The sequence below is a fragment of the Lysinibacillus sp. NPDC097214 genome (assembly GCF_050277945.1).
Taxonomy (GTDB): domain Bacteria; phylum Bacillota; class Bacilli; order Bacillales_A; family Planococcaceae; genus Lysinibacillus; species Lysinibacillus xylanilyticus_B.
Genome location: NZ_JBNNSS010000010.1, coordinates 41,811 through 67,939 on the forward strand (window position 1 = coordinate 41,811; position 26,129 = coordinate 67,939).

Here is a 26,129-nt window from a genome sequence, read left to right on the forward strand (position 1 = left end):
TTCGTCCTTCTATGTGGACGCGTGAGAAATTGGGGAAAGGTGTTACGTTGTAGGAGGAAGAGTTTGAAGCGTTAAAGGCGCCTTATTAAATCAAGTATAACAATTAGAAAGCGTATCATGTTTTTATACTGGTACGCTTTTATTTTAAATATAAGGAGGGTTTTTTATGCACTTAGAATTAATCAACAATACATTAACAACTATGCTACTTGACTGCATTAGCCATTATCCAAAGCGCGGTCAGCAAAAGGAATGCTTTGGTTTACTTTTTGGTGAGCAAGATAGAAATGTAGTTGGTGAGTATACATTTCCAGTTGCGAATGTACTGAATAAAACAGCTTCAAGTGTAAAGGCAGATGAGCAAGTGAATGATATTGTGAAGGAAGCGAGAAAGCTTGTGACAACAAGTGACTTTGTTGCTTATTATCATAGCCATCCATATGATGAAATATTTGATGAATGGGCAGATCCGAGTACTGGGGATCTTCGAGTAGCTAAGGATATTAACTCTAATATAGAAGTAATATTTGCAATTGTGAAAAGTAAAGATGTGGATACAAATGAAGCGTTAAAGTATGAATATTTATCAGATATGCAGTATCGTTTTTTTGAAGAAAAAAGTGCGAAAAATAATGAACCACTTAGGGCAGAATTAATTGGAAAAGACGGTCATGTTATTCAAGGTCACTACAGAGACTATGATTTTATAGTACGTGCCTACAAATGGACAGGAAGTTCTTTTGAAGAAATCAAATTATATTCGTCTGAAGTAGAGATGAGTCTACTACTATATGAACATGACCTCATTATAGAAGAACTGCCCAAAGAAGCGATGTATCATTTGAAAAAATTAGAGTACTCTTTACGCTTAGCAAACAAAGATAAATATAAAGAAAAAATTCCATATTTGATAGAAAAAATTAAGCAGGTAGGTGTGAAATAGTGTCGCAAAAGTTACAAGAAATTTTATACAGAATTAATCCAAATTTAGCTGAGTTAACGCAAGAAATAGAAAAGCTTCTTTTTATTTCACCACGTGCAGCGATGCAAACAACGCGAACGATGGCGGAAACGTTAGTTCGTCAAGTTGCGCAATTGGAAGGGCTTGAGCACAGTGACTTAAATTTCGGCGAATTACAAATGAAGTTAAAAAATGAAGGTATTATTACGCCAACAACGGATAATGCGATTCACTTCGTTCGTCGCCAAGGAAACACAGCAAGTCATGATGGTACGCGCAAAATATTAATTCGAGAAGCATTAACTTGTTGGGAGTATCAGCATTTAATTTTGACATGGTTTATCGAAACATATGCATCACCAGATATTGAGGTACCAGAGTATATTGAACCGGTTCCTGAAAAAAGCGCGGTAGATAGTGAATATTTAATCGAACATATTGAAGCATTAATGCAGACGTTTGCGCAAAAACAGCCGACGCCAGAAAATGTTGTAACCGAGCAAAAGGTTAGTCGTAGAATTTACTATAAAGATCAATTTGTTGAGATACCGGATTTTTTACGTGATGCATTTTTATTGCCACAGCGTTTCCCAAAATCCACAACATTTTTAATTCGTTTGAATGGCGAACAGCAAGCACGTATTATGAGTGAACTGCCATATCAATTAGACGGTATTTACCAGTTTGTGAAGCGATTTAAAGAAGCTAATGATGAATGTTTCTTTGAAGAATTACGATTATTCGTTGAAGAAGAACAAAAACGCAAAATATTAATGGAGCAATATCGCGGGGAAGTCTTGTTATTTTATAAATCAGATTTTGTTATTTTAACTGAAGCATTAGGAAATGTTGCGTTAACGAAGGACAACTTTCCCGGACAAACAAGCTTGCTTAACTCGTTACAAGAGCAAGGTTTCTTCCATGTTAAGGATTTCCCTAAAGAGCTAGTGCTATTAGGTAAGTACCGCAATGTCGGAGAGACGGCATTAGCGAATTTATTTAATCAGTTGAAGGTACAGGGGATGGAGTTTACAAAGGTTGAAATTTAACGTAAGTGAAGAATGATAGAGATGGCTTAAAGAGCATTTTTAGCATATGAAATTAGAAGAAGTTGTCAAAGAGAGTTATCTAAGAAATATTGAGAAGGCCGTCTTCATTTTTTAAAATCAAACGATTTCACAGAGTGTCAAAATCCTTAATAAATAAGGGTTTTGGCACTTTTTTAAAAGCTCCATACGGAAAAGCATACAAATGAGGAAATATCCAAAATGGATACTAGCGCATCTCAAAAAGCTTCCTATTAAAAAGAACCCTCAGCAATTCCTAAAAGGAAAGCCAAGGGTTAAAAAGTCTACAAGTTCGTTCCCAAACTTCGCGTAATTCAACTTAATTGGACAGCCATATACGGAACCGAAATGTCTATGTTTTAGAGCATCTCAGAAGTCGTTTTTGCTTGCATGTGTAATTGTAAGTAGTCTGGACCGCCTGCTTTTGAGTCTGTACCTGACATGTTGAAGCCACCGAATGGTTGGTAACCTACGATTGCACCTGTACAGCCACGGTTGAAGTATAAGTTACCTACATGGAAATCTTCACGAGCTTTTTCTAAATTCATACGATTATTTGTAATAACCGCACCAGTTAAACCGTATTCAGTATCGTTTGCAATGGCAATTGCTTCGTCGAAGTCTTTTGCTTTGGCGATTGCCACAACTGGACCAAAGATCTCTTCTTTCATAATGCGTGCAGATGGGTCTACGTCTGCAAATACTGTTGGGTTGACGAAGTAACCTACTGAATCATCTGCTGTTCCACCTGCAACAAGACGACCTTCGCCTTTTCCGATTTCGATGTACTCTGTAATTTTGTTGAATGCAGCTGCATCGATTACCGTTGCCATGAAGTTTGTTGGGTCTGTTGGGTCACCAACTGTTAACGTGTTAGTAAGTTCAATTACACGATTAACAACTGTGTCATAGACATCTTCAACGATAATGGCACGAGAACATGCAGAACATTTTTGCCCAGAGAAGCCGAATGCTGATTTCACGATTGATTGAGCAGCTAATTCAAGGTCAGCTTCTTTATCGACTACGATTGTATCTTTACCGCCCATTTCAGCGATAACACGTTTGATCCAAATTTGGCCATCGTTTAATACAGAAGCACGTTGGTTAATACGTAAACCAACATCACGTGAACCTGTGAAGCTGATGAAGCGTGTACGTGGGTGGTCTACTAAGTAGTCCCCAATTTCTGAACCGCTACCTGGTACATAATTGACTGCACCTGCTGGTAATCCTGCTTCTTCTAATACTTCGATAAATTTATATGCTACAACTGGTGTTGTAGAAGCTGGTTTTAATAAAACTGTGTTCCCTGTAACTAGAGCTGCTACTGTTGTACCCGCCATAATTGCGAATGGGAAGTTCCAAGGAGAGATAACGATACCAACACCTAATGGAATATAGTCATAACGGTTGTATTCACCAGGACGGCTCTCTACAGGTTGACCTTCTTTAACACGTAGCATTTGACGACCGTAGTATTCTAAGAAATCAATAGCTTCTGCAGTATCTGCATCTGCCTCGTTCCATGGTTTACCCGCTTCTTTTGTTAATAAAGCTGAGAATTCGAATTTTCGGCGACGGATAATCGCTGCTGCTTTGAATAAAACGTCTGCGCGAATCGCTGGGTCTACTTTTTTCCATGTTTTGAATGTTTCATCTGCCACTTGCATTGCTTTTTCAGCTAAGTCACGTGTAGCTTTTGACACGCGGCCAATCACTTCTGTTTTCTTCGCTGGGTTGTACGAAACGATTTTATCTTCTGTCATAATACGTTCGCCACCGATAATAAGTGGGTAGTCTTGACCTAAATAGCCTTCAACAGTTTGTAAGCCTGCTACGTATGCATCTTTGTTTTCTTGTTTCGAGAAATCTGTGAATGGTTCGTGTTTATATGTAATCAAATTAATTTCCTCCTGTGAACAAGTGCCAAATGATTATGCACTATTTAGAATTTTATTAATTCTATAATGCAATATAATTTGGCATTAATCAACAATAATTTTCGGAATTTTTCAATTTGCATGTCTACCTTTCATGCATAGTGTTAAAATATTGGGAGGGATAGGCGTATACAGGAGGACAAGATGGACAATCATATTTTATTAAATATTTATAAATACGTTATTGAAAAAGGGGATATGGGCATTTGTGTTGTAGATACAGAGGGTAAATTGCTCATCTATAATAAAAAAATGCGAGAATTAGAAGGCGTGAATGAAGATGAATTCGAGCAGAGACGAGCACTCGAAATTATTGATTTTGAATCGGAGAAAAGTGATATTTATAAAGTTTTAAGCTCCGAATCGCCAATACCCAATGTGAAAAAAACGTATTGGAATAAAAAAAATCAAGAAGTCACGTACATTAGTAATATTTATCCGTTGCACTATGAGGGAGCTTTAGTAGGTGCTGTGGAATTTGCACGAGATATTACACAGCTTGAACATATGATGTACCAGCCATTAAGAAGATACGGTGCTCCGCTGACCTTTGAAATTATTACCGCAGTATCAGAAGTGATGCGAGACGTTATAGAAAAAGCAAAAATTGTGGCATTGAGTAGAATGCCCGTTGTGTTAGTAGGGGAATCGGGTACAGGAATTGATATGATTGCTGAGGGAATTCATCATGATTTAAAGGTGCAAAACGATCTGTTTATTGCATTGATTTGCCGTAGAGATGAAAACACTATTTTAAAGCAATTTGAAAAAAGCATTGCTGGAGAAGAGAGTATTACGTTCTTCGCTGAACGGATTGAGTATTTATCCATAGCGGCGCAAAAAAAAATTGTAGAATTGTTTAACAATCATTCGCATCATCAGCATATGCTCATTGCTAGTGTGGGAAAAGACCCGATTGATTTAATTCAAGAACAAATGTTATCTAAGGAGTTATATCGACTGTTTTCAGGGATTACGATTTATGTACCTCCATTACGAGAGAGAAAAGAAGATATTATGCCGTTTATTGATGATTACTTCCAGCGCCATCGTGTTAGCTTTGGCTCATCCATTCAGGGGTTATCGGAAGAAGTCAAAGAGATCTTTTTGAAATATGATTGGCCTGGAAATTTAAAGGAGTTAGAAGTATTACTTGATGAAATTTCCTCCCTTTTGACGAATGAAACTGTCATAGATTTACATATGCTACCAGCTTATTTTAGATGGAAAATCCAGCAGATTTATGATGATGGGATGGAAGAGAATGCGGATTTATTTATTATTAAAGATCCAAATGATATTCGACCACTTGATGTCTACATGAAAGAGGTGGAAGAGTATTATATTTCCAAAGCATTAGATTTTCATCAAGGGAATATCTCGAAAACTGCGGCTACATTAGGCATACGACGACAAAGTTTACAGTATCGTGTGAAAAATTATAAACTCAATAAAAAGAGCGAAAACATTGATTCATGATGTTTTCGCTCTTTTATTTATGTGTTGAATTATTTGACCTTTTTAGATAGACGACCAAGAGCAAAGGCTGTAACACCTAGACCAATGGCTGTATTTGTTTTTTTAGTAAACACTTGTTTTGTGACAAGTGTTAGATTTTGAGGGCGCTCTGCTAGACGTCGCATGAAATAACCGTACCAATCACTACCGAATGGTAAATATGTACAGAAGTTATAGCCTTCTTTCGCTAAATCATACTGCATATCTTTGCGGAAGCCATATAACATTTGGAATTCAAATTTATCATTCGAAATATTATGTTTCTTAACAAATTGCTTCACATGATTAATGACATTGTGGTCATGTGTTGCAATCGATGTGAACTTACCGTTTAGCAAATGTTGCTCGATTAGTTTTAAATAGTTGCGATCAATATCACCTTTTGATTGATAAGCCACATTATCATCTTCCTTGTAGGCACCTTTTACGATACGAAGGCGGAAGTTTTTGTATTTCTCAATATTTTCCTCTGACTCAAAGAAGTAAGCTTGAATAACCGTACCCACATTATCGTACTCTTGGTGTAGCTTTTCTAGTAAGTCAAATGAGCTATGAAGGCGTGCGTAGTTTTCCATATCGAAATTCACAAAAATATCGTACTGATGTGCAAGTGCCACGATTTCTTTTAAATTTTCATAGCAAAAGTCGATATCGATATCTTGACCTATCTGTGATGGCTTAAGTGAAATGTGTGCATCCAATTGCTCATCATGAATAGCTTGTATAACGGCTAAAATATTTTGTTTCGCTGCTGTTGCCGCTGATTTCTCAAAGACGAATTCGCCAAGGTTGTCTACTGTACAAGAAATGTTTGCTTTGTTTAATTCTTTAATCGTTTGTACAACCTCTGGAATTGTTGTGCCTGCTACAACGCTTTGAGCGCCCATTCGTAAGCCGTATCTTTGAGCTGCACCATTAAGCATTTGGTTCTCCGATAAGTAAATAAAAAAGTCACGTAATGCCATAAAATAGCCTCCTAAAAATAATGAAATTTAAATTCTTGGCGATTATAACACTAAAAAAAGAAAACTGTAAAATTTCAAAAAATTATTTTGCAAACGTTTTCAGGTCATGGGGTATTGTGGTTATTGAATTTCTACTGACTTGAAAATAAGTAAAAATATTTTTTGTCGAAAAAAAAACTTTTCAAACGAATGATTATGCTTTATGTTGTGTTGTATAGATTTATTCGAAAATTCCAAAAGGGGTGAATAATAGTTTAATTAGATTTTTTATGCAAAATTACTATTTTTAGATCTTTGGGGGAGAGAACTATATGACTAGTTATGAGTATGAAATAAAAACAATTGATACACATACTGTAGGGGAAGCAACACGAATTGTTGTGGATGGATTTCCAAAAATCGTTGGAGAAACAATGATGGAAAAGAAAAATTTCGTAAAGGAAAATTATGACCATTTACGAAAGTTGCTAATGAATGAACCTCGTGGGCACAAAGATATGTTTGGTTCTATTCTAGTTGAGCCTATTCATCCACAGTGTGATCTTGGCGTTATTTTCATGGATAGCGGCGATTACTTAAACATGTGTGGACATGGAACCATTGGCACAGTCACTATGTGTATCAATAAAGGACTTATTGAAAAGAAAGATAAAGTATTAGTTGATACACCATCAGGTATTGTGGAGTGCTCTATTTATTATAACGGGGATGAAGTGGAAGCAGTTGAATTCAAAAATGTACCAGCCTTTGTACTACATAAGGATTTAAAAATTGAACTGGATGAGCTAGGTACAGTTCAGCTTGATATTGCTTTCGGGGGAAGCTTTTTCGCTATAGTAAATGCAAGTGAGTTAAAGATAGACGTTGATTTGCAAAATAAACAAGAAATATTAAAATACTCCAAAGATATAAGAGATTATGTCAATGCGAATATTGACATTCAACATCCGTTAATTGACGGCATCAAGTCCGTTGACTTAGTAGAGATTTCAGAAAAAATTACGAATAGCCACTATAAAAACGTAGTTGTCTTTGGGAATGAACAAATTGACCGCTCTCCTTGTGGAACAGGCACCTGTGCTAAAATGGCAACGCTTACATTGGATGAAGGAGATGCAATTATTCAAGAAAGTATTATTGGTTCACAGTTTACAGGCAGAATTTTAGGCAAAACGAATGTGGGAGATTATGAGGCAATCATTCCAGCCATTCGCGGTGCAGCTTGGATTACTGGGGAGCACAAATTCATACTTCAAAGTAAAGATATTTATCCAGTAGGATTTGTTGTTTAAATAACAGGAAAAGGGGCGGTTATATGGGTAATAAAATATCCTTTGTTCAAATTCTAGTCATTGGATTCATGTTGTTTGCCATGTTTTTAGGTGCAGGAAATGTGATCTTCGCACCGATTGTAGGACAGCAGGCAGGAAACAATACACCAATCGCAATGGCGGGCTTTTTAATTACAGGAGTAGGCTTAGTTCTTTTAGCAATCGTTGCATTAAATAAAGGTGGCGGGACAGTAGAAAGTTTAGCGAATCGCGTTTCACCAAAGTTTGCAGTCGTTTTTTCCATTTTACTATTCCTTGCATTAGGGCCGTTCTATGTCATTCCACGTACAACATCGGTTGTGTATGAAATTGGATTAAGACAATTGTTCCCAAGTGATGCGAACCATACACTATTTTTACTCCTTTTCTCAGTTGCATTTATCGCGATGACAATCTATTTATCTTGGGAAACATCTAAGCTTGTTGAACGTTTAGGGAAAATTGCGACACCTATCTTTACAGTGCTTTTAATTATTATTGTTGCAAAATCAATTATTACTCCAATGGGTTCTGTACAAGCACCTGTAGAATCGGCTGGTTATGAAACAACGATGGCTGCTTTTCTAAAGGGCTTTACACAAGGTTATTACACAATGGATGTACTGGCAGCCTTTGTTTTTGGTGGAATTTTTATTAAATCAATTGAATCGTTGAATTTGAAGACACAAAAAGACGTTTCCAAAGTATTTTTTAAAGCAGGGATTATTACGGTTGTTGGTTTAGTTGCGTTACAGGTATCTATGGCTTGGATCGGTGTATCGAGTGTGGATTCGGTTGGTTATGTATCAAATGGCGGAGAACTTATTGCCTTAGCAGCGAAAACTTTATTTGGTCAAATCGGAATTTATTTAATTGGAATCGTCATTTTCTTAACAGGAATTACAACAAACGTTGCTTGTTTAGCTGCAACTGCTGAATATTTTAGCCGCATTATGCCAAGTATTTCATATAAAAAGTGGTTAATTGTTTTCTCATTACTAGGTGTTGTATTTACAAACTTTGGTTTAACAAAGATTTTATCGATGGCTTCACCAGTATTAATGCTTTTATACCCAATTGCTATCGCTTTAATCATCCTTATTTTTACAGAAAAATGGTTTGGTGGTGCACAAAGTGTATATGTAGGCACGATGATTGGTACTGCATTTATAGCAATATTAGATGCATTGAAGGATGCTAATATTATGGTAGACCAAATTAACGCTACATTTGCCTTTATTCCATTATTTACATCAGGTGCAGGTTGGCTAATTACAGGTCTGTTAGGTGCGATTATTGGCTATCTTTTCAGCAATAAAAATGTTGTACAGAGTGGTAGTAGTGTATCAAATTAAGTGAAACGATAGTATGATAACACCCGCATTTGAAATGTTCTTGGATGTGCCTTTTTACTTAAAGAGGCACATTTTTAATCGAGACTTTTAACTAGTATTTAGTTCTGGGAAATTCAATCAATAGTAATTTTTTGTTATTAATAAAAGTAAGAGTTGCTTGCAAGGTGGCAAATGTGCAATACGTGACGACTTGACTTTTGAAACATTGAATAAGCCTCAAATAAAAAATCCAATCGTTTTGATTTTTTGCCAAAACGATTGGATTATTTCAATGTGAAATTTTAAAGTTACACTTGTCACTTTAAAGTGATGAGGTCAGGCTTTTTTTGGTTTCGGATATCCGATTAGGATAGCGATGATTCCGCAAATTCCTATCAAAATTGGATAGAAAGAATATTGCAACATGCTCACTGGCGAAATTCCAGCTACGCTTGCGGCTGCCAGGAATTGAGCACCATATGGAAGAAGACCTTGGGCCGTACAGGAGAAAATATCTAATATACTTGCGGACTTTCTCGGCTCAATTCCATACTGGTCAGCAATATTTTTTGCAAGTGGACCAGCAATTAAAATAGCAATCGTATTATTGGCCGTAGATAAATTAGTTAGACCAACAAGGCCAGCAATCCCAAATTCAGCACCTTTTTTCGATTTAATTCTTCGTGTCGCAAGGTGAAGTAGGAAGTCAATGCCTCCGTTCAGCTTAATAATCTCCACCATTCCAGCTATTAAGATCGCAAGAAATGCCATTTCATACATGCCTGCCATTCCATCACCAATCTTTTGGAAAAGGTCCATTAACTGATAGCTACCATCCGCTAAGCCGACAGCCCCGGCCAGAACAATTCCAAATGCAAGAACAAGAAATACATTCATTCCAACTAGCGCAAAAATAATAACCAATACATAGGGAACAATTTTCACCCAACTATAGCTTAAATGCTCTACTTGTGCAGTCGTTTCACCCATTGTGATAATGCCTAGAATAATGCTCGTTACAATCGCTGCAGGCAACACAATCCAAAAATTCACCTTAAATTTATCCTTCATTTGTGCGCCTTGTGAACGAACGGCAGTAATGGTTGTATCTGAAATAAAGGATAGGTTATCGCCAAACATCGAACCTCCAACAATCGCTGCCATTACTAAAGCTATAGAAAAGTCGGTATGCTCACTGATCCCAACTCCAATTGGCGCCAGTGCAACAATTGTTCCTACCGATGTACCCATTGATAGGGAGATAAAGCAGGCAATGATGAACAAGCCTACGACAAGCAGGTTTTGCGGAATGACCGACAAAGCAAAGTTAACAGTGGAGTCCACTGCACCCATGCCTTTGGCTACCTCTGAAAAGGCTCCAGCCAAGAGAAAAATAACAACCATCAGCATGACATTTACATTTCCTGCGCCTTTACAAAAAATATCAACCTTATGCGAAAACGATTCTTTTCGATTCATCGCCAGAGCCACAGCGCCCGAAATAGCAATAGCTGCAATGACAGGGAAGGCATAAAAATCACCTGTAATAACCCCTGAACCAATAAATAAAACTAAAAAAACAACAAATGGGATTAACGCCCATGGATTCTCTTTCTTCAATTATTCAACCTCCAAAAATTAAAAATGGATACGTCTTTGTCCATTTTTCTCTAAAAAAAGACCACTTCTTGAAATAACAAGAAGAGGTCTTATATCTATAAAACACTCCTCTTATCTATCAAGCCATTGCTTGCTGGATTTGGCACAGTAACTTACTCACAAAGTTCCGCTGCCGAGATTTCATAGGGCCAGTCCCTCCATCTCTCTTGATAAGAAGAAAAACATATTATTTTTTGCACAATAATGAAATATTATAATAAAACATCTATATTTGCAACATTTTTTAATCAAACCTTATTTCAAAGTAACATAAAAGCTTTTTCTCAGGAAAAAAAGAGATCAGTAATGCTATTATCTAAAGATCTGCTACTTCAATTTCAAAGGTCTTTTAAAATTTTTCACATTAGGTCTTATTATATCTCGTTTCATAATATTAAATTTCCAAAATATAAAAAAATTAACTTATAATAATATTGTAGAATACTAATTGGAATTTAATGAGGTATATCGGATGGATAAAAGAGAAAAATTATTAATTACAGCATTTTATTTAGCAAAGTTTGATAGGGTCGCCTACGCGAATCTTGGATATTTTAAAATTAATCAGGCACATGAAGAAATAGGTAAAAAACTAGGTTATAAGAGAAACAGTGTAAAGAATCGGCGGGATGATTTTGATCCGTTATTTGGACATCGGGCGGGTTGGCATCAAGTAGAGTTAAGTAAAAGTAACTTAAAAATTGTTGATGCATTTGATCATTTGAGTGAAGAAGCACTAAGAGCTGTTGTATTGGATTTATTAGATGAAGCGTCATCAAGGGCAGTGCTTTTATTATCTGAAAATGTACATAAACAAACATCTACTTATACAACACGTGGTATAACGGGAAAAAAAGCTGAAGCAATTTTTGTAGATTGGTTTGCTAAATATTATCCCCATGATGTTTTAGTAGATACTCGTGATTTAGGTTGTGGGTATGATTTTGAGGTTGAAAATTCTGACCGTGTATTTGAAGTAAAAGGTTTATCGGGAGATAATGGTGGCGTATTGTTTACAGATAAAGAATGGGTTATTGCAGCTGAAAAACAAGAAGATTATCACCTTGTATTAGTAAAAGATTGTTTTAGTAATGAGCCCATAGTGGAGGTTTATTCCAACCCGCATAGGAAATTTAATCCTAAGAAGCAGATTACCACTGTAATCAATGTTAATTGGGGTATTAGCAGTAGTGATTTAAATTATACAGAGATTGATTAGTAAGCAAAAGTGTAGCTATATTAATATGCTAAAATAAGTTTATCTATATCGTAAGTAAGGTGGCATTAAGGTGAATACAGTTGAAATTAATACATGGCCATTTAATGAAAAAAGTTTAAAAAGTATCAATAACAAAGAAAGCTATTTAAATTATCCAGTCATCTACCTTTTAAAGGATCAAAAAGAGGCTTATATTGGAGAAACGGTAGCTTTCAAAAATCGAATGCGTGCACATTTAAATACAAAGGAACGTCAGAAATTAGATGAGATGCATTTAATCCATCATGAGGAGTTTAATCGTTCTGCTACGTTTCATTTAGAGACGAAGCTTATTAATTATTTTCTAGGAGACCAAAAATATAAGCTACAAAATAAGAGCCAAACGGTAAATAATATTTCACATAATTACTTCAATAAAAAGTTTTATGACCGTGATATTTTTAAGGAAATTTGGCAACGTCTAGTAGATCAAGGGATAGTTAATAATGAACAGCATGTAATTGAAAACCGTGATGTTTTTAAGCTTTCACCTTTTAAGGAATTGTCAGTTGAACAATTAGAGTTAAAGGAAAAAGTTATTGAAATTTGCGAGCAAAATATTTCTCGTTCAGAAGAAGATAAATCATTTTTATTCTTGATTCAAGGTGAAGCGGGGACAGGTAAAAGTGTGGTGTTAAGTTCTATATTTAATTCTATACAGGAACTGTCTTCAGATGTTACATCACATTTATGTGGTTCAGAAAATTATTTAGTTGTTAATCATGATGAAATGCTCAAAACATATAAAAGTATAGCTTCTAAATTAAAGTTTTTAAAAGCTAAAAATTTTGATAGACCTACACCTTTAATTAATCGTCTAAAAAAATCAGGCGAAAAGGCTGACATTATTTTAGTGGATGAAGGACATTTATTGTTAACTAGGCCAGACACATATAATAATTTTACAGACAATAATCAGCTTGAAGAGCTTATGAAGTTGGCGAAAATCGTTGTAGTTGTTTATGATGAAAGCCAAGTATTGAAACTTAAAAGCTTTTGGAAGGAAGCTACTTTAGAAGCCTTATTGCATCAAAGTGATTATGAAAAATATGAACTAAAAAATCAATTCCGTATGAGAGCAAACGAAGAGGTAATTGAATGGATTGATCATTTTAAAAATAAAAAGATTTCTCCTATTCCTAACGATAAAGAATATGAGTTGACGATATTTGAATCTTTACAAAAAATGCATAAAGCGATTATTGAAAAGAATAATGATGGTGGTTTAAGTCGAGTTGTTTCAACATTTGATTATTTACATAAGAAAGACGGCGGTATTTATTATATAACGGAAGATAAGGGCAATTACAAAATTCCATGGAACATAACAGATGGGAAATACACTTGGGCAGAAAAGGACTCCACTATAGAAGAAGCAGGCTCCATCTATACAATTCAGGGCTTCGATTTAAACTATGTGGGTATAATCCTAGGACCATCTATAACATACGATAAGCAATCCGATTGTTTAGTTATAAAACCTGAGAATTACAAAGATGTAGGTGCATTTGCAGGAATTGAAGGTATAGAAAATGTTAAACAAGCAAAAGAAAAGATTATTCTAAATTCCATGAATGTGCTGATGAAGCGGGGAATTAAAGGATTATATATTTATGCTAGTGATGAAGTACTTAGAGAAAAATTATTAGAACTTCAATCTGAAAGCTTGTAAAAGTAATCATATATTTTAATAGGACAAATTTAAGAAGCTCAATAGGTATGGTAGAGAGACCATACGCTATTGGGCTTTATATAATCAATTACTATTTTCTAAGATGTATTTCATTTTCTTTTTATATTGAATAAAGACATCAAGCCAAATCCAACTACAGCTATACTTAAGCAAATAGTAGAAAATAGATTTTCGCCTATTTTGATAATTAGTAAGTAGAGACTAGTTATGAACATCAAAGGTACACCGTATTTCATTCTAAATTTATTCAACATAATAAATCTCCTTAATCATATAAAGTTGAAAAGAAATAAGTTATTGCTAAAGTCCATAATGTAATTTTCCCATAACCAAAATCCAGATCCTAGACTAACAATGAGTCTACCATGTTGCAAAGTTCATATTTAATTTCATGGCATATTCAACAGGTTCCACGACCTTTAGTGTAAAATAACCGTCATACCTATCGCAGTAAGGGCAGCGATAACAAATCCCCCCACTATAATCCATTGAGGAATATCTTTTTTTTCGCCTCTCGTCACAATATAATTTGTAGTCATAGTCGATATTTAATCCCCCTCTACCTATTTTTTTGCTAGGCCGAAAGCGAAAAAAGAAAGAACATTTAGTGAGGTTCTCGTTCGCTCATGCTTACATTTTCTATCCCCGAAAATGTGCTGCAGCTTAATGATTAGTTTAATCAAAATCGGTATTTTTTTAAGTAAAGATACTAATGCTACAATTAAAAATGCTGTAGCTATTGTTTTTGTCCATTCCTTATAATCATTAGGTATATATTTACTGGTGATAAACGCTATTACTGCCATTACTATATAAGTTAAAATGCTTTTTAATTTTGTATTTTTTATTGTAATTAAATACATTAATGATTCAGCAAATAAAATGATAAGTAATAAAATAAATATATTTATTAATATATAACTCAAAGTTTTCACCTTCTTTTAAACGATTAAAAAAGGATATCAAAGAATTGATACTTTTTATTGATAGAGAAAGGAGAAACGTTGTTTTGATATGCTCCCATTTATTTATATAAGAGTACCCTATAAGATAGATACTTAAAAAAGTCTATCTTATAGGGTACTTTTATGTTTTCAGCCGCCGTACCATGTTGGGGGACATGGGGGAATTAAATTGAAAGAGGTGCTTTTTTCAATTCCAAAAATTTAGACAAGATGAATTGAAAGACCATAAATGTAGTAACCAAAATACTACTCAATGTTTATTATTTTTCAATTTGTATACTCCATTTTCTTCTAATATATTCCATCAGCCAAATATAGCCTAACAAAAGAAGAAATGAAATAATGATTAAATGAAATCCCAACTCTATATTCTGTCCTACATTTGCACGAAATGTTGAAGCATTGGTGTTAAATATACTTGGGTAAATGGTTAATAAAATATTTTTTAGGTCATATTTACCCAACGGAGGTAGTATCAAATTGTATATGCCTAGAAGAAATAAGCTAATAAAAGTGTTCCTAGTTACGGCTGTCAGATAGAAATAAAATATAAAATTCATAAAAGCAGCAATAATAATTACTAGCAACTGTACGGGTGCTTTGTTTAGATAAGAGATTTGATTGAGAAGTGTTCCATCTATGTTTAATGAAGGTTCAGGTTTAATGAAAAAAATAGAAAAATATTGAAGTAAAAAGAAAGTGATTATTGATGCAAACAGAAAGAAAAAAATACTCAAAAGACTAGCTAATATCTTATTCAAACTCAATTTCCATTGTGTATCTAAGCTCAATCTAATTTTAGTAGTATGATATTTTATATCGGAGTTAGCCACTATTATGCCATAGATACCTGCGATAAATGGAAATATGATAAAATACGAGGAAGATAATAATTGATTAATTCCATTTTTAACATTCATAGCTACTAGACTTGATTGATAAGCCATATAATAATATTTTAGTGGATTATCGATTTGTTCCACATTATTATTGAAAGTTACACTGAAATCTCCATTTAATAGTTGATGAATATTTTCCCCGTTTTTAGTAGCTTCTTCAAGGTACATCTCGAAGTTAGTCAAATTGCTTTGAATTAAAATAACTTGAGAAAAAAACATCGATGCAGACAAAAGAATGGAGATTGCTATAAAAAGATAGAATATCTTTGCACGTCTTTGATAGTAAAATTCAAACAGCATTTTTATCTCCTAACTACTTTTTTAATACTGTATAGTTACCATCCCCATGAACACCATAGTACTGGGGTGGTAATTATATATATTTTGCGAGGCCGAAAGCGAAAAAAGAAAGAACATTTGAGTAAGTTTCCCCGTTCTCTAGTTCTTTCTTTTTCTATCACCGAAAACGTGCTACAACTTAATGATTAGTGAACTTAGACTTCTTATTTTTAAAGAATTTCACAATCAAACTGATGAGAATTGTCCAGAAGGTAAAAAAACTTATTGTAAAAAAACATCAAGGTAATTCACACCCATCGCTATTACCTCCTTTAAATATGAACATTTCAAAAAAGTCAGATACTTTTACAATTTATTTCTAAAAAAGAGGTTGTTGCTCAATCAATTTCCTCAATCACTACGGTTTAGGTTTACTACTTGATTAGCAATATAAAATTTACTCTCTCGTTTATACACTACAGATTTTGGAAACTCATCTCCATTTTTTCTTTCATATATAGGAGTACCCTTATTTAAAGAATTAGACTCAAAATTATTATCCGGAATTTGATATCGATTTATTTTTTGCTTAATCTCCCCCAATTCCCTTACTACTTGGGATTTTTCAACTGGTTCCCAGGTTACGACATAGACTGTATCTTGAATTTTCAGCATCTCCACAAGATTGTGTTTGCTCTCGTAAACCTTATCAAAAGTTATAAGCAAGGCAATTATAAGTATTGTTGTACCAATAATCCAAAATATTTTTTTGTTTTTCATATTGCACACTACTCTCTATTTATTTCTACTCATAACATACTTACTTCATGCATTACATATTTTATCGTGGAACTAGTGTATATGCCTGCTCCATTATATTTCTTCGCATTGTATCCTGCTTTATTTTTCCCGGGTATATTATTAGCATATCAGTATCTATAACTATTACAAAATCAACTTTTGTTATAAATCGAACAAAGATTGATAAAAATCAAAAATGGCTGTTAGGATGGACTTTGTAGAAAGAAAACTCCCTAGTATTTGAGAAGTGAAAGAGTTTATGAAAACTATACAAATGGATTTATTTAAAAGAATAGCGTATATTACTCCACTCATTCTCGTGACTTTAGCAGTTACTATACATTCAATATAAAATCTTAAAGGTAATAAAAATTATCTAGTGATTTAAATCATTTCGTTAACCAAAAAAAAATCCCACGGAAAGTGTAGACTTTTCCATGGGATTTCTTTTTTTTAGATGAAAAAAGTGTTAAGGGTATTACCAAAAACACAAATGATTGCTACCTATCCTTGATACACACTTTCACATGTATCAGGTGCTGGTTCATAGAAGCAATGATTTTTAAATTGACCAGTAAAAGGTTGACCGTACCATGTTGGTGGACATGGTGCGTATGGATTGAAGTACCAAAGTGCGAATTTCGCTGGATGTTCTCTCCAATAATCCAGCGTCAGTTTGGCTAATCTTTTTTCAGAAGATCGCGCTCTTTGGTAAAACAAATTCCCTTTTTGAACCGCTTCAAAAGAATAATTTCCTCCTTGTACCTGATAAATGACATCATTAATTGTTCTTAAATCTTTAAAGTCTGGACATTCTGCTACAAGACGATTCACAATGACATTGCCAACATAAAGCATTCCTTGGTTGCCTTCACCTTCCGCTTCTGCTCTCATCATCCTTGCCACCAAGCCAATGTCAGAATCTATATATTTTACTCTTGGCATTTTTTCACCTCCACCATATAGTATGAAAAAAAGCTTACATAATTGAAAAATTATTTATTTGGAAAAAGTGATGATCTATAAGAAAAGGTTGAAACGTCATTTCGAATGACTTTTGTGAAAGCGGGGTACCAGTACACAATGATGTACAAGAGTTATGCGAAAGAAAAAAATCATGTGCTTTATACACATGATTTCTTTAAATCTTTCGTTTATTTTTAACGAACGTATAAATATTTAAAATAACGCCTATAACGAACATAATGATGGCATTGAATGCAAGGATCAACACCATAAATCCTCCTGCAAAAGCAACTCCTTCTCCTGTATCACCTGGTTCGAGTCCATAATTAATCCCTAAATACATAAAGCTACCGACTATTACCGGAATTAAAAGCGCCATGCCAATGGCAGAAGCCCATATAGGGATCTTCTTATGCTTATATAAATAGGATGCTAAATAATCACAAATTACAATAGACAGTAATAAAACGATCCAAACGATAGCATCTCCATCCATTTTCAACCACCCCTTTGATTATAGGTTATTATCAATTTAGGTTATTTGCGCCTTGGTGTTTTTCTTCTTATTATATAGTATGGAAAAAATCCTGCATTCTTGCCACTTGAAATGGTAAACGTAACTACAACCAAAAAACACGCCATCTATGCTGCCGGCGTGTTTAGGTGTATTAAAAATTCTTTTTAAAGTACGGTGTTTTTTTCATCATGATACATACTGGAATTGCGATGATTAACCCGACAACGTTTTGGATCAAGTCTCCTGGAATGGATGCCATCGGGGCAACCCAGCTTTTGAACATAATCGCTTGCCCGATATAGTAAACCCCCATCATTACGGGCATAGCAACAACTGCTGCTAAAATGTTTAATCGGATGTCGTCGCCTCTGTGTCCTTTAGACCAAGCGATTTTCCCGACGATGGCACCTTGTAATGCGCGAGAGATAATTGTAGTTGGCGCCCAAATTAACCAACCCCCTACAATATCGAATAAGCCCATTCCGATCGCTCCAGCAAGTGCTCCTTTTTTAGGCCCGAATAAAATCGACGTGATTAAAAGCATAGATGTCCCTAAGTGAATAAGTCCACCTTGCCCAAATGGTAGCCTAATATTAATAAACATTGTGGCGACGAAAACAAGTGCTGCTAAAATGGACGTAATCACTAAATCAAATGTTTTCGTGCGTGATTTTGTATAGGATTGACCTTGTATATTTTGCATCTGCATGTCCTCACTATGATGAATTTTTCGATAATTTTAACTTTAGCAAAGGACTGACTATCGTAAAAGTGCCAATTTGATAAAAATATTAAGGGTCAGTTTGTTTTTTTATAAATATGCACGTTTTCGCATCTTTCTAAATATGATACGATGAAGAGAATACAAGCAGTGTTAGGTGGAGAGTATGATGAAAAAAGTTGCTGTAATTCAAGATATGTCATCCTTTGGGAAGTGCTCGTTAACGGCTGCGATGCCTGTGCTGTCAGTGATGGGTGTTCAGGCGGTGCCACTACCAACTGCAATTTTAACGGCACAAACAGGGTATCCGAGTTTTTATTGTGAGGATTTAACGTCAAAGATGGATTACTTTGTGGATGAGTGGAGCAAGCTTGGTGCGACCTTTGATGGCATACACACAGGCTTTGTGACAGGGAAGGAGCAAATTGATAACATCTTTCGATTTTTAAACGTGTTTCACTCGAGTGAAACAAAGCTACTTGTCGATCCGGTAATGGGCGATTTGGGCGAGGTGTATAAAATGTATACAGGCGAGTTGCTTGATCGTATGAAAGCGCTAGTGAAGTGTGCAGATATTATTACACCTAATATTACAGAATGCTGCTTGCTTACGGGTTTGTCATACGAGAAGCTACAAAGCTATCAAGAGGATTCAGATTATCTTCAGGCGTTAGAGGAAGCGGGCCATCAGTTACAGCAGACAACAGGGGCGAACGTCATTATTACCGGTTTGAATCCGCCGCCAGCAGATGTGAACAAGCGCTATGTAGGTAATATGTATGTCGATGCAGAGCGTGCATTTTCTAGCATCCGAGAATATAACGGCGAGAGCTATTCAGGCACAGGTGATTTGTTCGCATCAGTCATTATGGGTGGCATGATGCGCGGGCAGGATTTAGTTGAATCGATGAAGCTTGCCGAGACGTTTTTAGCCGCTTCAATTGAAGCTACGTCAAAAGAGCAAATTCCGCGCGAAGCAGGCGTGAATTTTGAAAAGTTTTTACGAATGCTACTTTAGAAATCTTAGTGTTTTTAACATGTTAATGCATAGTAACGGCTATACAGCACGTCTTCTACTTAACGGGGGATGGAACTTTTGTAAAAAGGACATAATGAAAATCATGAATTGGGGAGGTGTATAATGGATTCAATTAGATATTACGTAGTGCAAGTAAATGATCGCTATTACCAAGGGGAAGTAGATCTTCAACCATTCACAGATGATCAAGAACAGGCCTTTGCGTTTACGAATATTGTGGCAGCAAACCAATTGGCTCATGAAATCAATGGAATCGTCCTGACTAGAGACGTCAGTTATCAGGAGCTAGAAGATCTTTCAGCACAATATCTGATTGAGTACGAGGCATTGCCAAAAGAAGAGCGTGACACTATAGAATCATTTTGTAGGGAGCTCAGTATAGGAATGTTTGAATAAAAGTCGAATCGAATCTTTTCGGTTCTTTTTTTTATGCATTTTCTTTAAACTGAACTTAAGTATTCTTTGCCTCTAATTCTAACTCATGTTCACAATTTGAATCTTTAAATTGCTAGTGTAAAGCATAAATATAATGTATAAATGGGGGATATATTATGAAAGTTTATAACCTTTACAGTGATAACAAGCATAAAGTAAATAAGTTAGTTGAAAGTATGAATAAAAATATAAGAATTATTGAATTTAATTTATTGAAGGAAAGTAATGAGATCCCACCACATTTTCATCCTTATGGTGAGGATTGTGCATATGTTTTAAATGGTGAACTAACATATTATATCGATACACATTCAACTGTTAATTTAGATAGAGGGAATTTGGCTGTTGGCTGGACTAATCTCATTCATGGATATAAAAATATAGCGGATTCTAGTGTATATTTTCTAGTTTTTGCAACACCTGAAGATAATTTAACCGTTTATCCTGAAGAAAACAGTCTTGATATAAAATATATTCCTTTAAACGAAAGAGTTTATAATTGTTTGGATGATGATATTAGTATAGCGTCCCCGTTCTCCAGTTTTAAGACTCTTGTAGTTGACGGTATATATCAAGAGTCTGAAGAAAAAGATGTTTTTAAGTCTTTTTTAGATTTAGAAGAGAGTATATTGTATACTTTTGAAACTGAAAAAGTTGAGTTGAAAACGGATAAGCCAAAAAAATTCCTGAAATTTTCTTGTAAGGATGCTTTACTTTAATTTTATTCTAGAGACATATACAAAATCCCACAGAAAAACTGACTTATCAGCTTTTCTATGGGATTTCTAAGCCTTGAAGAAACTAACTCTACAAAGGCTGTGTTAAACGCTTTATTTAGACATGTTGAATACATATATATTTAAAAAGTACATGTAGAATTATGATCCGTCTCAAAGTATATATGAAAATGCTTACTGCAATTTTGATTAAAAAGAGTATGACAATGCTTACAATTTGTGCTATTCATATATTCATGAATCGTTAAATCCTTCTTACAGACACCACAAAATATTGCCTTCTCATCAAAATCCGCTTGCTTCCATGGCTGAATTTTATGATTTGAATTTTCCTCGTGACATTTATAGCAAGGATAATACGCGCCACAACATTTGAATTTTATTGAAATCGTATCTTGCTTATTAGAGTAGTGTGTACATCTTCCTTGATCATCAATAACATTTCCTAGAATAATCATATTTCTAACCTCTTTTCATAATGGTCAAGTACCAAAAATTCTTTCACTTACATCAATTACTAACAGGTCCACTAAATGGCTCAGCATCAGGAGTTACAGCATATTGCCACACTTTACCGTCATCACCTTTGTAAAAATAGGAATACATAAAGGCTTTTTTATCGATAAAGTTTATGTATAGCTGATAATCAAGTTTGCCACTCTTAATTTCACCTGCTATAACTTCTAAGCTTGGGTTATACTCTAATTCATTGTGTTTAGCTGAATCGTACAGCCATATTTCTGTGTGATCAACGACATCTGAAAGAGTTTCTTTACCAAATATTTCTCTAACTTTATCGTACGATAAACCAACCTTCGCAGTTTCCTCTACAAATTCTTTTGTGATGAAGGGTTCTTTATTCGAATTAGTAGTTTCTTCATTTGAACAAGCGACAAGAAAAAGTAAGAGACTAAGACATATTAATAGTTTTTTCATTTCAAAACCTCCAATTTACTAGACGAAACTAGCCTTCTATACTGCCCCTCGATCATTCTAAAATGATGCTTTTCGTGGATGGCAAGTAGTTGGATCGATTGAATAAGATTAGGGTAGTGGGCGATGGGATCAGGAAAGACAATATGCCCAGCAATATCCTCCTCAGTATTTTTTACTAATTCTTGCATTGCGCTCGTTTCGTTTACTAGTAATTGTTCTATTTCATCACTGTTCAGCGTAAAACGTATTTTAGAGGGGGGCACTAATATTCCTGGAGCCCTCATGCCTCTTCCTTTTTTGTTTTTATATTCCTCGTAAATATCATGTATTTCAGTGGCGAATGGTTTGTTTCTTCGCATTTTTGCGTAAGGGGTGAGCAGTAGTGAAAATTTTGTTGCTGTTTTCAGCATTTTTAGGATTAGATAAAGGTGATAGAAATGTTCACCGATAGACCATTTTTCTTCTTTCTCACGATGCCAGAGTTGCTCCTGTGAGAGTGACTGAATACATGGTAGGTAGTGAGTTCGCTGCTCCTGCAATGTATGAAAATGTTGTGCCATATTGTTCGATTTCATCATTTAGAATCTCCTTTATATACTCCTATTTCAGTGTGTATAGATTAAATGCTTAATTTCTTTAGATTCCAGCCTATAAATAGACATCCTACATGGTTATTTGCTTTCCTTTGATTTTAAAATATAGTAGTAAATTAAAAGTATTCCTGCTATAAAAAGGCAAAAGAGGCTTGCTAATTTTTCATGTTGGATGTCAAAAGGGAAAGTTAATCCTGTCCACATCGTTCCAATACCTGTAACGCAAAACACTATAAATAATACAAATACAAAAGATTTCATTAAGGCCCCACCCCTTCTTTGTAAACTGTAACTATGAAGCACGATAAATCCCTAAATTACTTTTTGATTTCTTGAGTCTTTATTTCAATCAAAGTTTAGATTTCAGATTTTAGATTCACCCTTATGCTGTTATTCCCATTTTAGGGAACTTTGTGGTGAAAGTACATGAAACATTGTTTATAATTGTCAATAAAAATGAAAAGGATCGTAGGAGGGGAACGAATGAATAGTAGACGTTTAACAGCTACAGATGCTAAGGCCTATCGGGATTTACGATTAGAGGGATTGCAAAATAATCCCGAGGCATTTGGTTCTAGCTTTGAGGAGGAAAAGGATTCTCCGATTGAGCTGATTGCCGGCAGATTAGAATCACAGAGTTCTTATACGATAGGGGTATTTGATCAAGAAGAATTAGTGGGCGTTGCGACGTTAGTTCAGGAAAGTATGCTTAAGTTAAAGCATAAAGCAGGCATCTTTGCCGTTTATGTTTCTCCAGAAAAGCGTGGACTTGGCATTGGCAAGCATTTAATGGTTGAAGTAATTAACAAGGCTAAGGAGTTAGAGGGTGTTGAGCAGCTTAATCTAACGGTTGTGTCAACGAACGCTTCTGCGAAGAGACTGTATTCCTCTTTAGGGTTTGAGGTTTTTGGGACGGAGAAGAAGGCATTAAAAATAGGTCAGCAGTATTTTGATGAGGATTATATGGTTTTGTTTCTTTAATGAAAAAACTCCAATAGCTTTGTTACCAAGAGCTATTTGGAGTTTTATATTCTTTACGATGAGCCCCAATGAAATGGTGAAAATAAGGCAATGATTAAAATAATCACAGTAATCATAAAAGTGACGTAGCTGCTAGTGTTTGCCTGTTTTATTTTTCAGTAGCTTTAGACTCAGTACTATATTAATTATCGTTAAAAGGAATGCAAGCCATAACCCTAAATGACCTAAGCGTTCAATTTGAATGGGTGATTGATTGTAAAAATAATGATAGGTAATACCTAGAAGAAGTAAAATTGACAGCACGATATTGGTCGATGCAATTTTATTGTTGCTAATCATAATTGCCTCCAATCGATCCTCTTATTGATGTATAGTATGCATGAAATAAAAATCTGATAAAGAATTTATTTATAAATGTCTTTGTAAATGGCAGGACTACCTTTATCATCATCTGTTAAATGATAGCCATCGATAATAGTTTCATCTAGCAAAAAAATACCCCGAAAATGTTAGGAAAGGTTTAACATTTTCGGGGGAGTACAGGATACGTATTATTAGTTATAATATTCAGTAAACTCGATAGATAAATCTCTTCAGTTTTTAGGGCCTATTCTTTCACCTCTTGTTAACCAACTCCAACATATCTCGAAAAATTTCACCTTTTTTTGTAATAAATAAGGAAGGCCAATAAGCAACCAATACAATAAAGCAAGAACCAACACACCAGTTAATATACTGTTCATCTGTGTAGCAATAAAAATGCTAAGGAACATAATAAGAAAATATAGTACAGCAATTCTCTTGTAGGCTATCATAGATTTCCCTCCTGTTCATACAATCATACAATAAATGGATGAAAGATGGAAATGGGTAATGGAATATTCCTTATCCGTTAAAATCTTATGACCATCCATACATATAATGTTTCTACTAGCATTTTTAATGGGAACGTTTGGATTTAAGGATGCTTAAATTACTTACTAGTATTCATACATCCATCATATAAAATTAAGTCGTCTATAACCTAAAATATTGGATGGGTGTTCACTTGTGTTAATTATTTCGCTAGCTTGAATCATTTGCGCGAAAAGTGATTGAATTTCGCTCGCATTACAGAATTTAAACCATGAATTATTCTATTTCTAGATGGATCATCTTCCTTTTTTGTTAGGAAAAGATTTTACAACTTCAGATAACCCCATGATGACAGCTTCTAATTTATCTATTTTCTTTTCAAAGCGAATGAACAGATAGACTGTTATGGCAATTGGGAACCCGAAATTTCCTATTAAGCTTATCCACATTGAAACATTTTCTGGTGTCATAATGTAAATCCCCCTCCTTAGATGATGCCCTGTTTCGAACCGTGGTTCAATTCCGTTGGCCATCTCATCAAAATTTAAATTGTAAGATATAAAGAGAATTCTTCCTAAATAAAAAACAACCTTATGGTTAAAAAATATTATTTTGTGATGCACTTTTTTTGTATGAAAAGGTGTTCTTTTTTTATATAAACAAGAACATTTGTTCTTGTTTTGGTTTATAATATAGATACAACATTCACTTTATATAGAAAGAAGGCGGATATATTGGAGGGATAAATAAATGGAGAATCAAAAAATAGAGGAATTCTTCTATAGAAATAATGAGCAGGTTAACAATCCAATCATAAAAAGCTTTTTGTCGGATTTCAACAATCTTTATTTGGTGCAAAAGGCGATCTTATATCCAACTGAACGTAATAAGAAACTTGTCGATGAATCTTTCCAATCTCACTATATAAATGTTAGGAAGATCAAATACGTCAGTAATTTAATTTATTTCTTTAGTTTAGATTTTGATAAAAAAAGGAGAAGGCTGCAAGATCGTACTTTATTAATATTAGATAAGGGCTTATCAGAAGAAGGGAGCACGACCGCGAAAGAGCTAATAGAAGATGCAAGCATTGGAAAGGAACTTGATCATTTAGTTGGTGAAGGATTATTGGACAATATTGAAGATGAACAGCTATTAAAGTCTTTGCGAAAACTAACGGTTAAACAGCTTCAAATATTAGAGATGATTTATGTCAAAGAGCTTTCCATAAAAGAAATAGCTCAAACATTACAAACTACTCCACAAAATATATCAAATCTTCATAGGAAGGCTTTAAATAAACTCAAACATACACTCAGCAAAAAGGAGGAATAATTTATGGCGATTTTAGTAAATCGATACAACGAAGAGGCTCTAACGATTATAGAGGATTTCATACCGAAAATTAATCAATGCTTACACAATACAGACTATCAGGAAAGGGAAGATTTGGAACAAGAAATTAAATTAAAAATTATAGAAAAGCTTGCAACAGTAGAGTTTCAGGATGCACCTAGTTTTTGGGATTTTTTCTCGTGAGCTTTATACTCTGGTGTCTAGAGTATCCACCAGAGTACTTTTTCAGCTAAGCCGATCAGGTCGAAGGGCAAGCTGATCACATTCACGGCCAAGCCGATCAGATCGAGTAGCCCCCGATCACATTCACAGTCAACCCAATCACTTCGAATGGCAACTTA

Annotated in this window: 28 protein-coding genes and 1 riboswitch; of the genes, 13 read left to right on the plus strand and 15 right to left on the minus strand. The window is 34.7% G+C overall.

Annotated features, from left to right (window positions below):
- The first annotated feature begins 166 nt into the window (after positions 1-166).
- Positions 167-943: a hypothetical protein gene (locus ACQKMI_RS19745; RefSeq protein ID WP_427491671.1), complete on the plus strand. Its 777-nt coding sequence runs from the start codon at positions 167-169 to the stop codon at positions 941-943.
- Positions 943-2,010: a DUF4145 domain-containing protein gene (locus tag ACQKMI_RS19750; protein WP_427491673.1), complete on the plus strand. Its 1,068-nt coding sequence runs from the start codon at positions 943-945 to the stop codon at positions 2,008-2,010. Before ACQKMI_RS19745 ends, ACQKMI_RS19750 begins: the two co-directional genes overlap by 1 nt.
- Positions 2,011-2,387: 377 nt before the next feature.
- Here the strand turns inward: ACQKMI_RS19750 and pruA are convergent, their stop codons facing one another.
- The gene (gene pruA, locus ACQKMI_RS19755) at positions 2,388-3,932 is read right to left on the minus strand and encodes an L-glutamate gamma-semialdehyde dehydrogenase (RefSeq protein ID WP_427491675.1); all 1,545 of its coding nucleotides are present in this window, start codon (positions 3,930-3,932) and stop codon (positions 2,388-2,390) included.
- A gap of 183 nt (positions 3,933-4,115) precedes the next feature.
- On the opposite strand from pruA, the gene ACQKMI_RS19760 reads away from it, so the two are divergent.
- Complete coding sequence (locus ACQKMI_RS19760; protein ID WP_427491677.1) at positions 4,116-5,450, plus strand: helix-turn-helix domain-containing protein; 1,335 nt, start codon at positions 4,116-4,118, stop codon at positions 5,448-5,450.
- Positions 5,451-5,479: 29 nt separating this feature from the next.
- Here ACQKMI_RS19760 and ACQKMI_RS19765 read toward each other — a convergent pair whose 3' ends face one another.
- A complete protein-coding gene (locus ACQKMI_RS19765) occupies positions 5,480-6,454 on the minus strand; it encodes a proline dehydrogenase family protein (protein ID WP_323648282.1) in 975 nt (324 codons plus the stop codon).
- A gap of 311 nt (positions 6,455-6,765) precedes the next feature.
- Between ACQKMI_RS19765 and ACQKMI_RS19770 the strand changes: the two genes are divergently transcribed.
- Positions 6,766-7,746, plus strand: coding sequence for a proline racemase family protein (locus tag ACQKMI_RS19770; protein WP_427491679.1), 981 nt, complete (start codon positions 6,766-6,768; stop codon positions 7,744-7,746).
- Positions 7,747-7,769: 23 nt separating this feature from the next.
- Complete coding sequence (gene brnQ / locus ACQKMI_RS19775; RefSeq protein WP_427491681.1) at positions 7,770-9,119, plus strand: branched-chain amino acid transport system II carrier protein; 1,350 nt, start codon at positions 7,770-7,772, stop codon at positions 9,117-9,119.
- 315 nt (positions 9,120-9,434) lie between these two features.
- Here brnQ and ACQKMI_RS19780 read toward each other — a convergent pair whose 3' ends face one another.
- The gene (locus tag ACQKMI_RS19780) at positions 9,435-10,718 is read right to left on the minus strand and encodes a Na+/H+ antiporter NhaC family protein (protein WP_427491683.1); all 1,284 of its coding nucleotides are present in this window, start codon (positions 10,716-10,718) and stop codon (positions 9,435-9,437) included.
- A gap of 108 nt (positions 10,719-10,826) precedes the next feature.
- A riboswitch (SAM riboswitch) is annotated at positions 10,827-10,934 on the minus strand.
- A 295-nt stretch (positions 10,935-11,229) separates the two neighbouring features.
- On the opposite strand from ACQKMI_RS19780, the gene ACQKMI_RS19785 reads away from it, so the two are divergent.
- Entirely contained in the window at positions 11,230-11,976 is a 747-nt protein-coding gene (locus ACQKMI_RS19785) for a protein NO VEIN domain-containing protein (protein WP_427491685.1), read from the plus strand.
- 70 nt (positions 11,977-12,046) lie between these two features.
- Positions 12,047-13,687: a DUF2075 domain-containing protein gene (locus ACQKMI_RS19790; RefSeq protein WP_427491687.1), complete on the plus strand. Its 1,641-nt coding sequence runs from the start codon at positions 12,047-12,049 to the stop codon at positions 13,685-13,687.
- Positions 13,688-14,271: 584 nt separating this feature from the next.
- On the opposite strand, the gene ACQKMI_RS19795 is transcribed toward ACQKMI_RS19790, so the two are convergent.
- From ACQKMI_RS19795 to ACQKMI_RS19820, 6 genes are all read right to left on the minus strand, one after another.
- Entirely contained in the window at positions 14,272-14,634 is a 363-nt protein-coding gene (locus tag ACQKMI_RS19795) for a hypothetical protein (RefSeq protein ID WP_427491689.1), read from the minus strand.
- Positions 14,635-14,933: 299 nt separating this feature from the next.
- Positions 14,934-15,872 carry a hypothetical protein gene (locus tag ACQKMI_RS19800; protein ID WP_427491691.1) on the minus strand — a complete coding sequence of 313 codons (939 nt, stop codon included), beginning with the start codon at positions 15,870-15,872 and terminating at the stop codon, positions 14,934-14,936.
- A gap of 390 nt (positions 15,873-16,262) precedes the next feature.
- The gene (locus tag ACQKMI_RS19805) at positions 16,263-16,631 is read right to left on the minus strand and encodes a hypothetical protein (protein ID WP_427491693.1); all 369 of its coding nucleotides are present in this window, start codon (positions 16,629-16,631) and stop codon (positions 16,263-16,265) included.
- 525 nt (positions 16,632-17,156) lie between these two features.
- A complete protein-coding gene (locus ACQKMI_RS19810) occupies positions 17,157-17,597 on the minus strand; it encodes a cell wall hydrolase (protein ID WP_427491695.1) in 441 nt (146 codons plus the stop codon).
- 196 nt (positions 17,598-17,793) lie between these two features.
- Entirely contained in the window at positions 17,794-18,114 is a 321-nt protein-coding gene (locus ACQKMI_RS19815; protein ID WP_427491697.1) for a hypothetical protein, read from the minus strand.
- Positions 18,115-18,286: 172 nt separating this feature from the next.
- Complete coding sequence (locus ACQKMI_RS19820) at positions 18,287-18,838, minus strand: ECF transporter S component (RefSeq protein ID WP_427491699.1); 552 nt, start codon at positions 18,836-18,838, stop codon at positions 18,287-18,289.
- A 187-nt stretch (positions 18,839-19,025) separates the two neighbouring features.
- Here ACQKMI_RS19820 and ACQKMI_RS19825 point away from each other — a divergent pair, with 187 nt between their 5' ends.
- The 3 genes from ACQKMI_RS19825 to ACQKMI_RS19835 all read left to right on the plus strand — a co-directional run bounded on the left by ACQKMI_RS19825 (position 19,026) and on the right by ACQKMI_RS19835 (position 21,049).
- Positions 19,026-19,874, plus strand: a complete 849-nt coding sequence (locus tag ACQKMI_RS19825; RefSeq protein WP_427491701.1) for a pyridoxamine kinase — start codon at positions 19,026-19,028, stop codon at positions 19,872-19,874.
- Positions 19,875-19,997: 123 nt separating this feature from the next.
- Positions 19,998-20,291, plus strand: a complete 294-nt coding sequence (locus tag ACQKMI_RS19830) for a hypothetical protein (RefSeq protein ID WP_427491703.1) — start codon at positions 19,998-20,000, stop codon at positions 20,289-20,291.
- 155 nt (positions 20,292-20,446) lie between these two features.
- Entirely contained in the window at positions 20,447-21,049 is a 603-nt protein-coding gene (locus ACQKMI_RS19835; RefSeq protein ID WP_427491705.1) for a cupin domain-containing protein, read from the plus strand.
- A 140-nt stretch (positions 21,050-21,189) separates the two neighbouring features.
- On the opposite strand, the gene ACQKMI_RS19840 is transcribed toward ACQKMI_RS19835, so the two are convergent.
- From ACQKMI_RS19840 to ACQKMI_RS19855, 4 genes are all read right to left on the minus strand, one after another.
- Positions 21,190-21,525 carry a CHY zinc finger protein gene (locus ACQKMI_RS19840; RefSeq protein ID WP_427491707.1) on the minus strand — a complete coding sequence of 112 codons (336 nt, stop codon included), beginning with the start codon at positions 21,523-21,525 and terminating at the stop codon, positions 21,190-21,192.
- 52 nt (positions 21,526-21,577) lie between these two features.
- Complete coding sequence (locus ACQKMI_RS19845; RefSeq protein ID WP_427491709.1) at positions 21,578-22,003, minus strand: PhoU family transcriptional regulator; 426 nt, start codon at positions 22,001-22,003, stop codon at positions 21,578-21,580.
- Positions 22,000-22,578 carry a DinB family protein gene (locus ACQKMI_RS19850; RefSeq protein WP_427491711.1) on the minus strand — a complete coding sequence of 193 codons (579 nt, stop codon included), beginning with the start codon at positions 22,576-22,578 and terminating at the stop codon, positions 22,000-22,002. Before ACQKMI_RS19850 ends, ACQKMI_RS19845 begins: the two co-directional genes overlap by 4 nt.
- Positions 22,579-22,674: 96 nt before the next feature.
- On the minus strand, positions 22,675-22,857 hold the full coding sequence (locus ACQKMI_RS19855) for a hypothetical protein (RefSeq protein ID WP_427491713.1): 183 nt from the start codon (positions 22,855-22,857) through the stop codon (positions 22,675-22,677).
- Positions 22,858-23,079: 222 nt separating this feature from the next.
- Between ACQKMI_RS19855 and ACQKMI_RS19860 the strand changes: the two genes are divergently transcribed.
- Positions 23,080-23,577 (plus strand): N-acetyltransferase family protein, encoded by a 498-nt coding sequence (locus ACQKMI_RS19860; RefSeq protein ID WP_427491715.1) that lies wholly within the window; start codon positions 23,080-23,082, stop codon positions 23,575-23,577.
- Between the two features lie 132 nt (positions 23,578-23,709).
- On the opposite strand, the gene ACQKMI_RS19865 is transcribed toward ACQKMI_RS19860, so the two are convergent.
- On the minus strand, positions 23,710-23,916 hold the full coding sequence (locus tag ACQKMI_RS19865) for a hypothetical protein (RefSeq protein ID WP_427491717.1): 207 nt from the start codon (positions 23,914-23,916) through the stop codon (positions 23,710-23,712).
- Between the two features lie 812 nt (positions 23,917-24,728).
- Positions 24,729-24,902: a YvrJ family protein gene (locus ACQKMI_RS19870; RefSeq protein ID WP_427491719.1), complete on the minus strand. Its 174-nt coding sequence runs from the start codon at positions 24,900-24,902 to the stop codon at positions 24,729-24,731.
- A gap of 280 nt (positions 24,903-25,182) precedes the next feature.
- Between ACQKMI_RS19870 and ACQKMI_RS19875 the strand changes: the two genes are divergently transcribed.
- Both ACQKMI_RS19875 and ACQKMI_RS19880 read left to right on the plus strand, forming a co-directional pair.
- On the plus strand, positions 25,183-25,767 hold the full coding sequence (locus ACQKMI_RS19875; RefSeq protein WP_427491721.1) for a sigma-70 family RNA polymerase sigma factor: 585 nt from the start codon (positions 25,183-25,185) through the stop codon (positions 25,765-25,767).
- 3 nt (positions 25,768-25,770) lie between these two features.
- Positions 25,771-25,971: a hypothetical protein gene (locus ACQKMI_RS19880; protein ID WP_323648244.1), complete on the plus strand. Its 201-nt coding sequence runs from the start codon at positions 25,771-25,773 to the stop codon at positions 25,969-25,971.
- The last annotated feature ends 158 nt before the right edge of the window (positions 25,972-26,129 follow it).

Coding starts and splice junctions, on each gene's coding strand:
- ACQKMI_RS19745 (WP_427491671.1), top strand. CDS start 167: ATGCACTTAGAATTAATCAACAATACATTAACAACTATGCTACTTGAC.
- ACQKMI_RS19760 (WP_427491677.1), top strand. CDS start 4,116: ATGGACAATCATATTTTATTAAATATTTATAAATACGTTATTGAAAAA.
- ACQKMI_RS19765 (WP_323648282.1), bottom strand. CDS start 6,454: ATGGCATTACGTGACTTTTTTATTTACTTATCGGAGAACCAAATGCTT.
- ACQKMI_RS19770 (WP_427491679.1), top strand. CDS start 6,766: ATGACTAGTTATGAGTATGAAATAAAAACAATTGATACACATACTGTA.
- brnQ (WP_427491681.1), top strand. CDS start 7,770: ATGGGTAATAAAATATCCTTTGTTCAAATTCTAGTCATTGGATTCATG.
- ACQKMI_RS19785 (WP_427491685.1), top strand. CDS start 11,230: ATGGATAAAAGAGAAAAATTATTAATTACAGCATTTTATTTAGCAAAG.
- ACQKMI_RS19800 (WP_427491691.1), bottom strand. CDS start 15,872: ATGCTGTTTGAATTTTACTATCAAAGACGTGCAAAGATATTCTATCTT.
- ACQKMI_RS19805 (WP_427491693.1), bottom strand. CDS start 16,631: ATGAAAAACAAAAAAATATTTTGGATTATTGGTACAACAATACTTATA.
- ACQKMI_RS19810 (WP_427491695.1), bottom strand. CDS start 17,597: ATGCCAAGAGTAAAATATATAGATTCTGACATTGGCTTGGTGGCAAGG.
- ACQKMI_RS19815 (WP_427491697.1), bottom strand. CDS start 18,114: ATGGATGGAGATGCTATCGTTTGGATCGTTTTATTACTGTCTATTGTA.
- ACQKMI_RS19820 (WP_427491699.1), bottom strand. CDS start 18,838: ATGCAAAATATACAAGGTCAATCCTATACAAAATCACGCACGAAAACA.
- ACQKMI_RS19825 (WP_427491701.1), top strand. CDS start 19,026: ATGAAAAAAGTTGCTGTAATTCAAGATATGTCATCCTTTGGGAAGTGC.
- ACQKMI_RS19830 (WP_427491703.1), top strand. CDS start 19,998: ATGGATTCAATTAGATATTACGTAGTGCAAGTAAATGATCGCTATTAC.
- ACQKMI_RS19835 (WP_427491705.1), top strand. CDS start 20,447: ATGAAAGTTTATAACCTTTACAGTGATAACAAGCATAAAGTAAATAAG.
- ACQKMI_RS19840 (WP_427491707.1), bottom strand. CDS start 21,525: ATGATTATTCTAGGAAATGTTATTGATGATCAAGGAAGATGTACACAC.
- ACQKMI_RS19845 (WP_427491709.1), bottom strand. CDS start 22,003: ATGAAAAAACTATTAATATGTCTTAGTCTCTTACTTTTTCTTGTCGCT.
- ACQKMI_RS19850 (WP_427491711.1), bottom strand. CDS start 22,578: ATGAAATCGAACAATATGGCACAACATTTTCATACATTGCAGGAGCAG.
- ACQKMI_RS19855 (WP_427491713.1), bottom strand. CDS start 22,857: ATGAAATCTTTTGTATTTGTATTATTTATAGTGTTTTGCGTTACAGGT.
- ACQKMI_RS19860 (WP_427491715.1), top strand. CDS start 23,080: ATGAATAGTAGACGTTTAACAGCTACAGATGCTAAGGCCTATCGGGAT.
- ACQKMI_RS19865 (WP_427491717.1), bottom strand. CDS start 23,916: ATGATTAGCAACAATAAAATTGCATCGACCAATATCGTGCTGTCAATT.
- ACQKMI_RS19870 (WP_427491719.1), bottom strand. CDS start 24,902: ATGACACCAGAAAATGTTTCAATGTGGATAAGCTTAATAGGAAATTTC.
- ACQKMI_RS19875 (WP_427491721.1), top strand. CDS start 25,183: ATGGAGAATCAAAAAATAGAGGAATTCTTCTATAGAAATAATGAGCAG.
- ACQKMI_RS19880 (WP_323648244.1), top strand. CDS start 25,771: ATGGCGATTTTAGTAAATCGATACAACGAAGAGGCTCTAACGATTATA.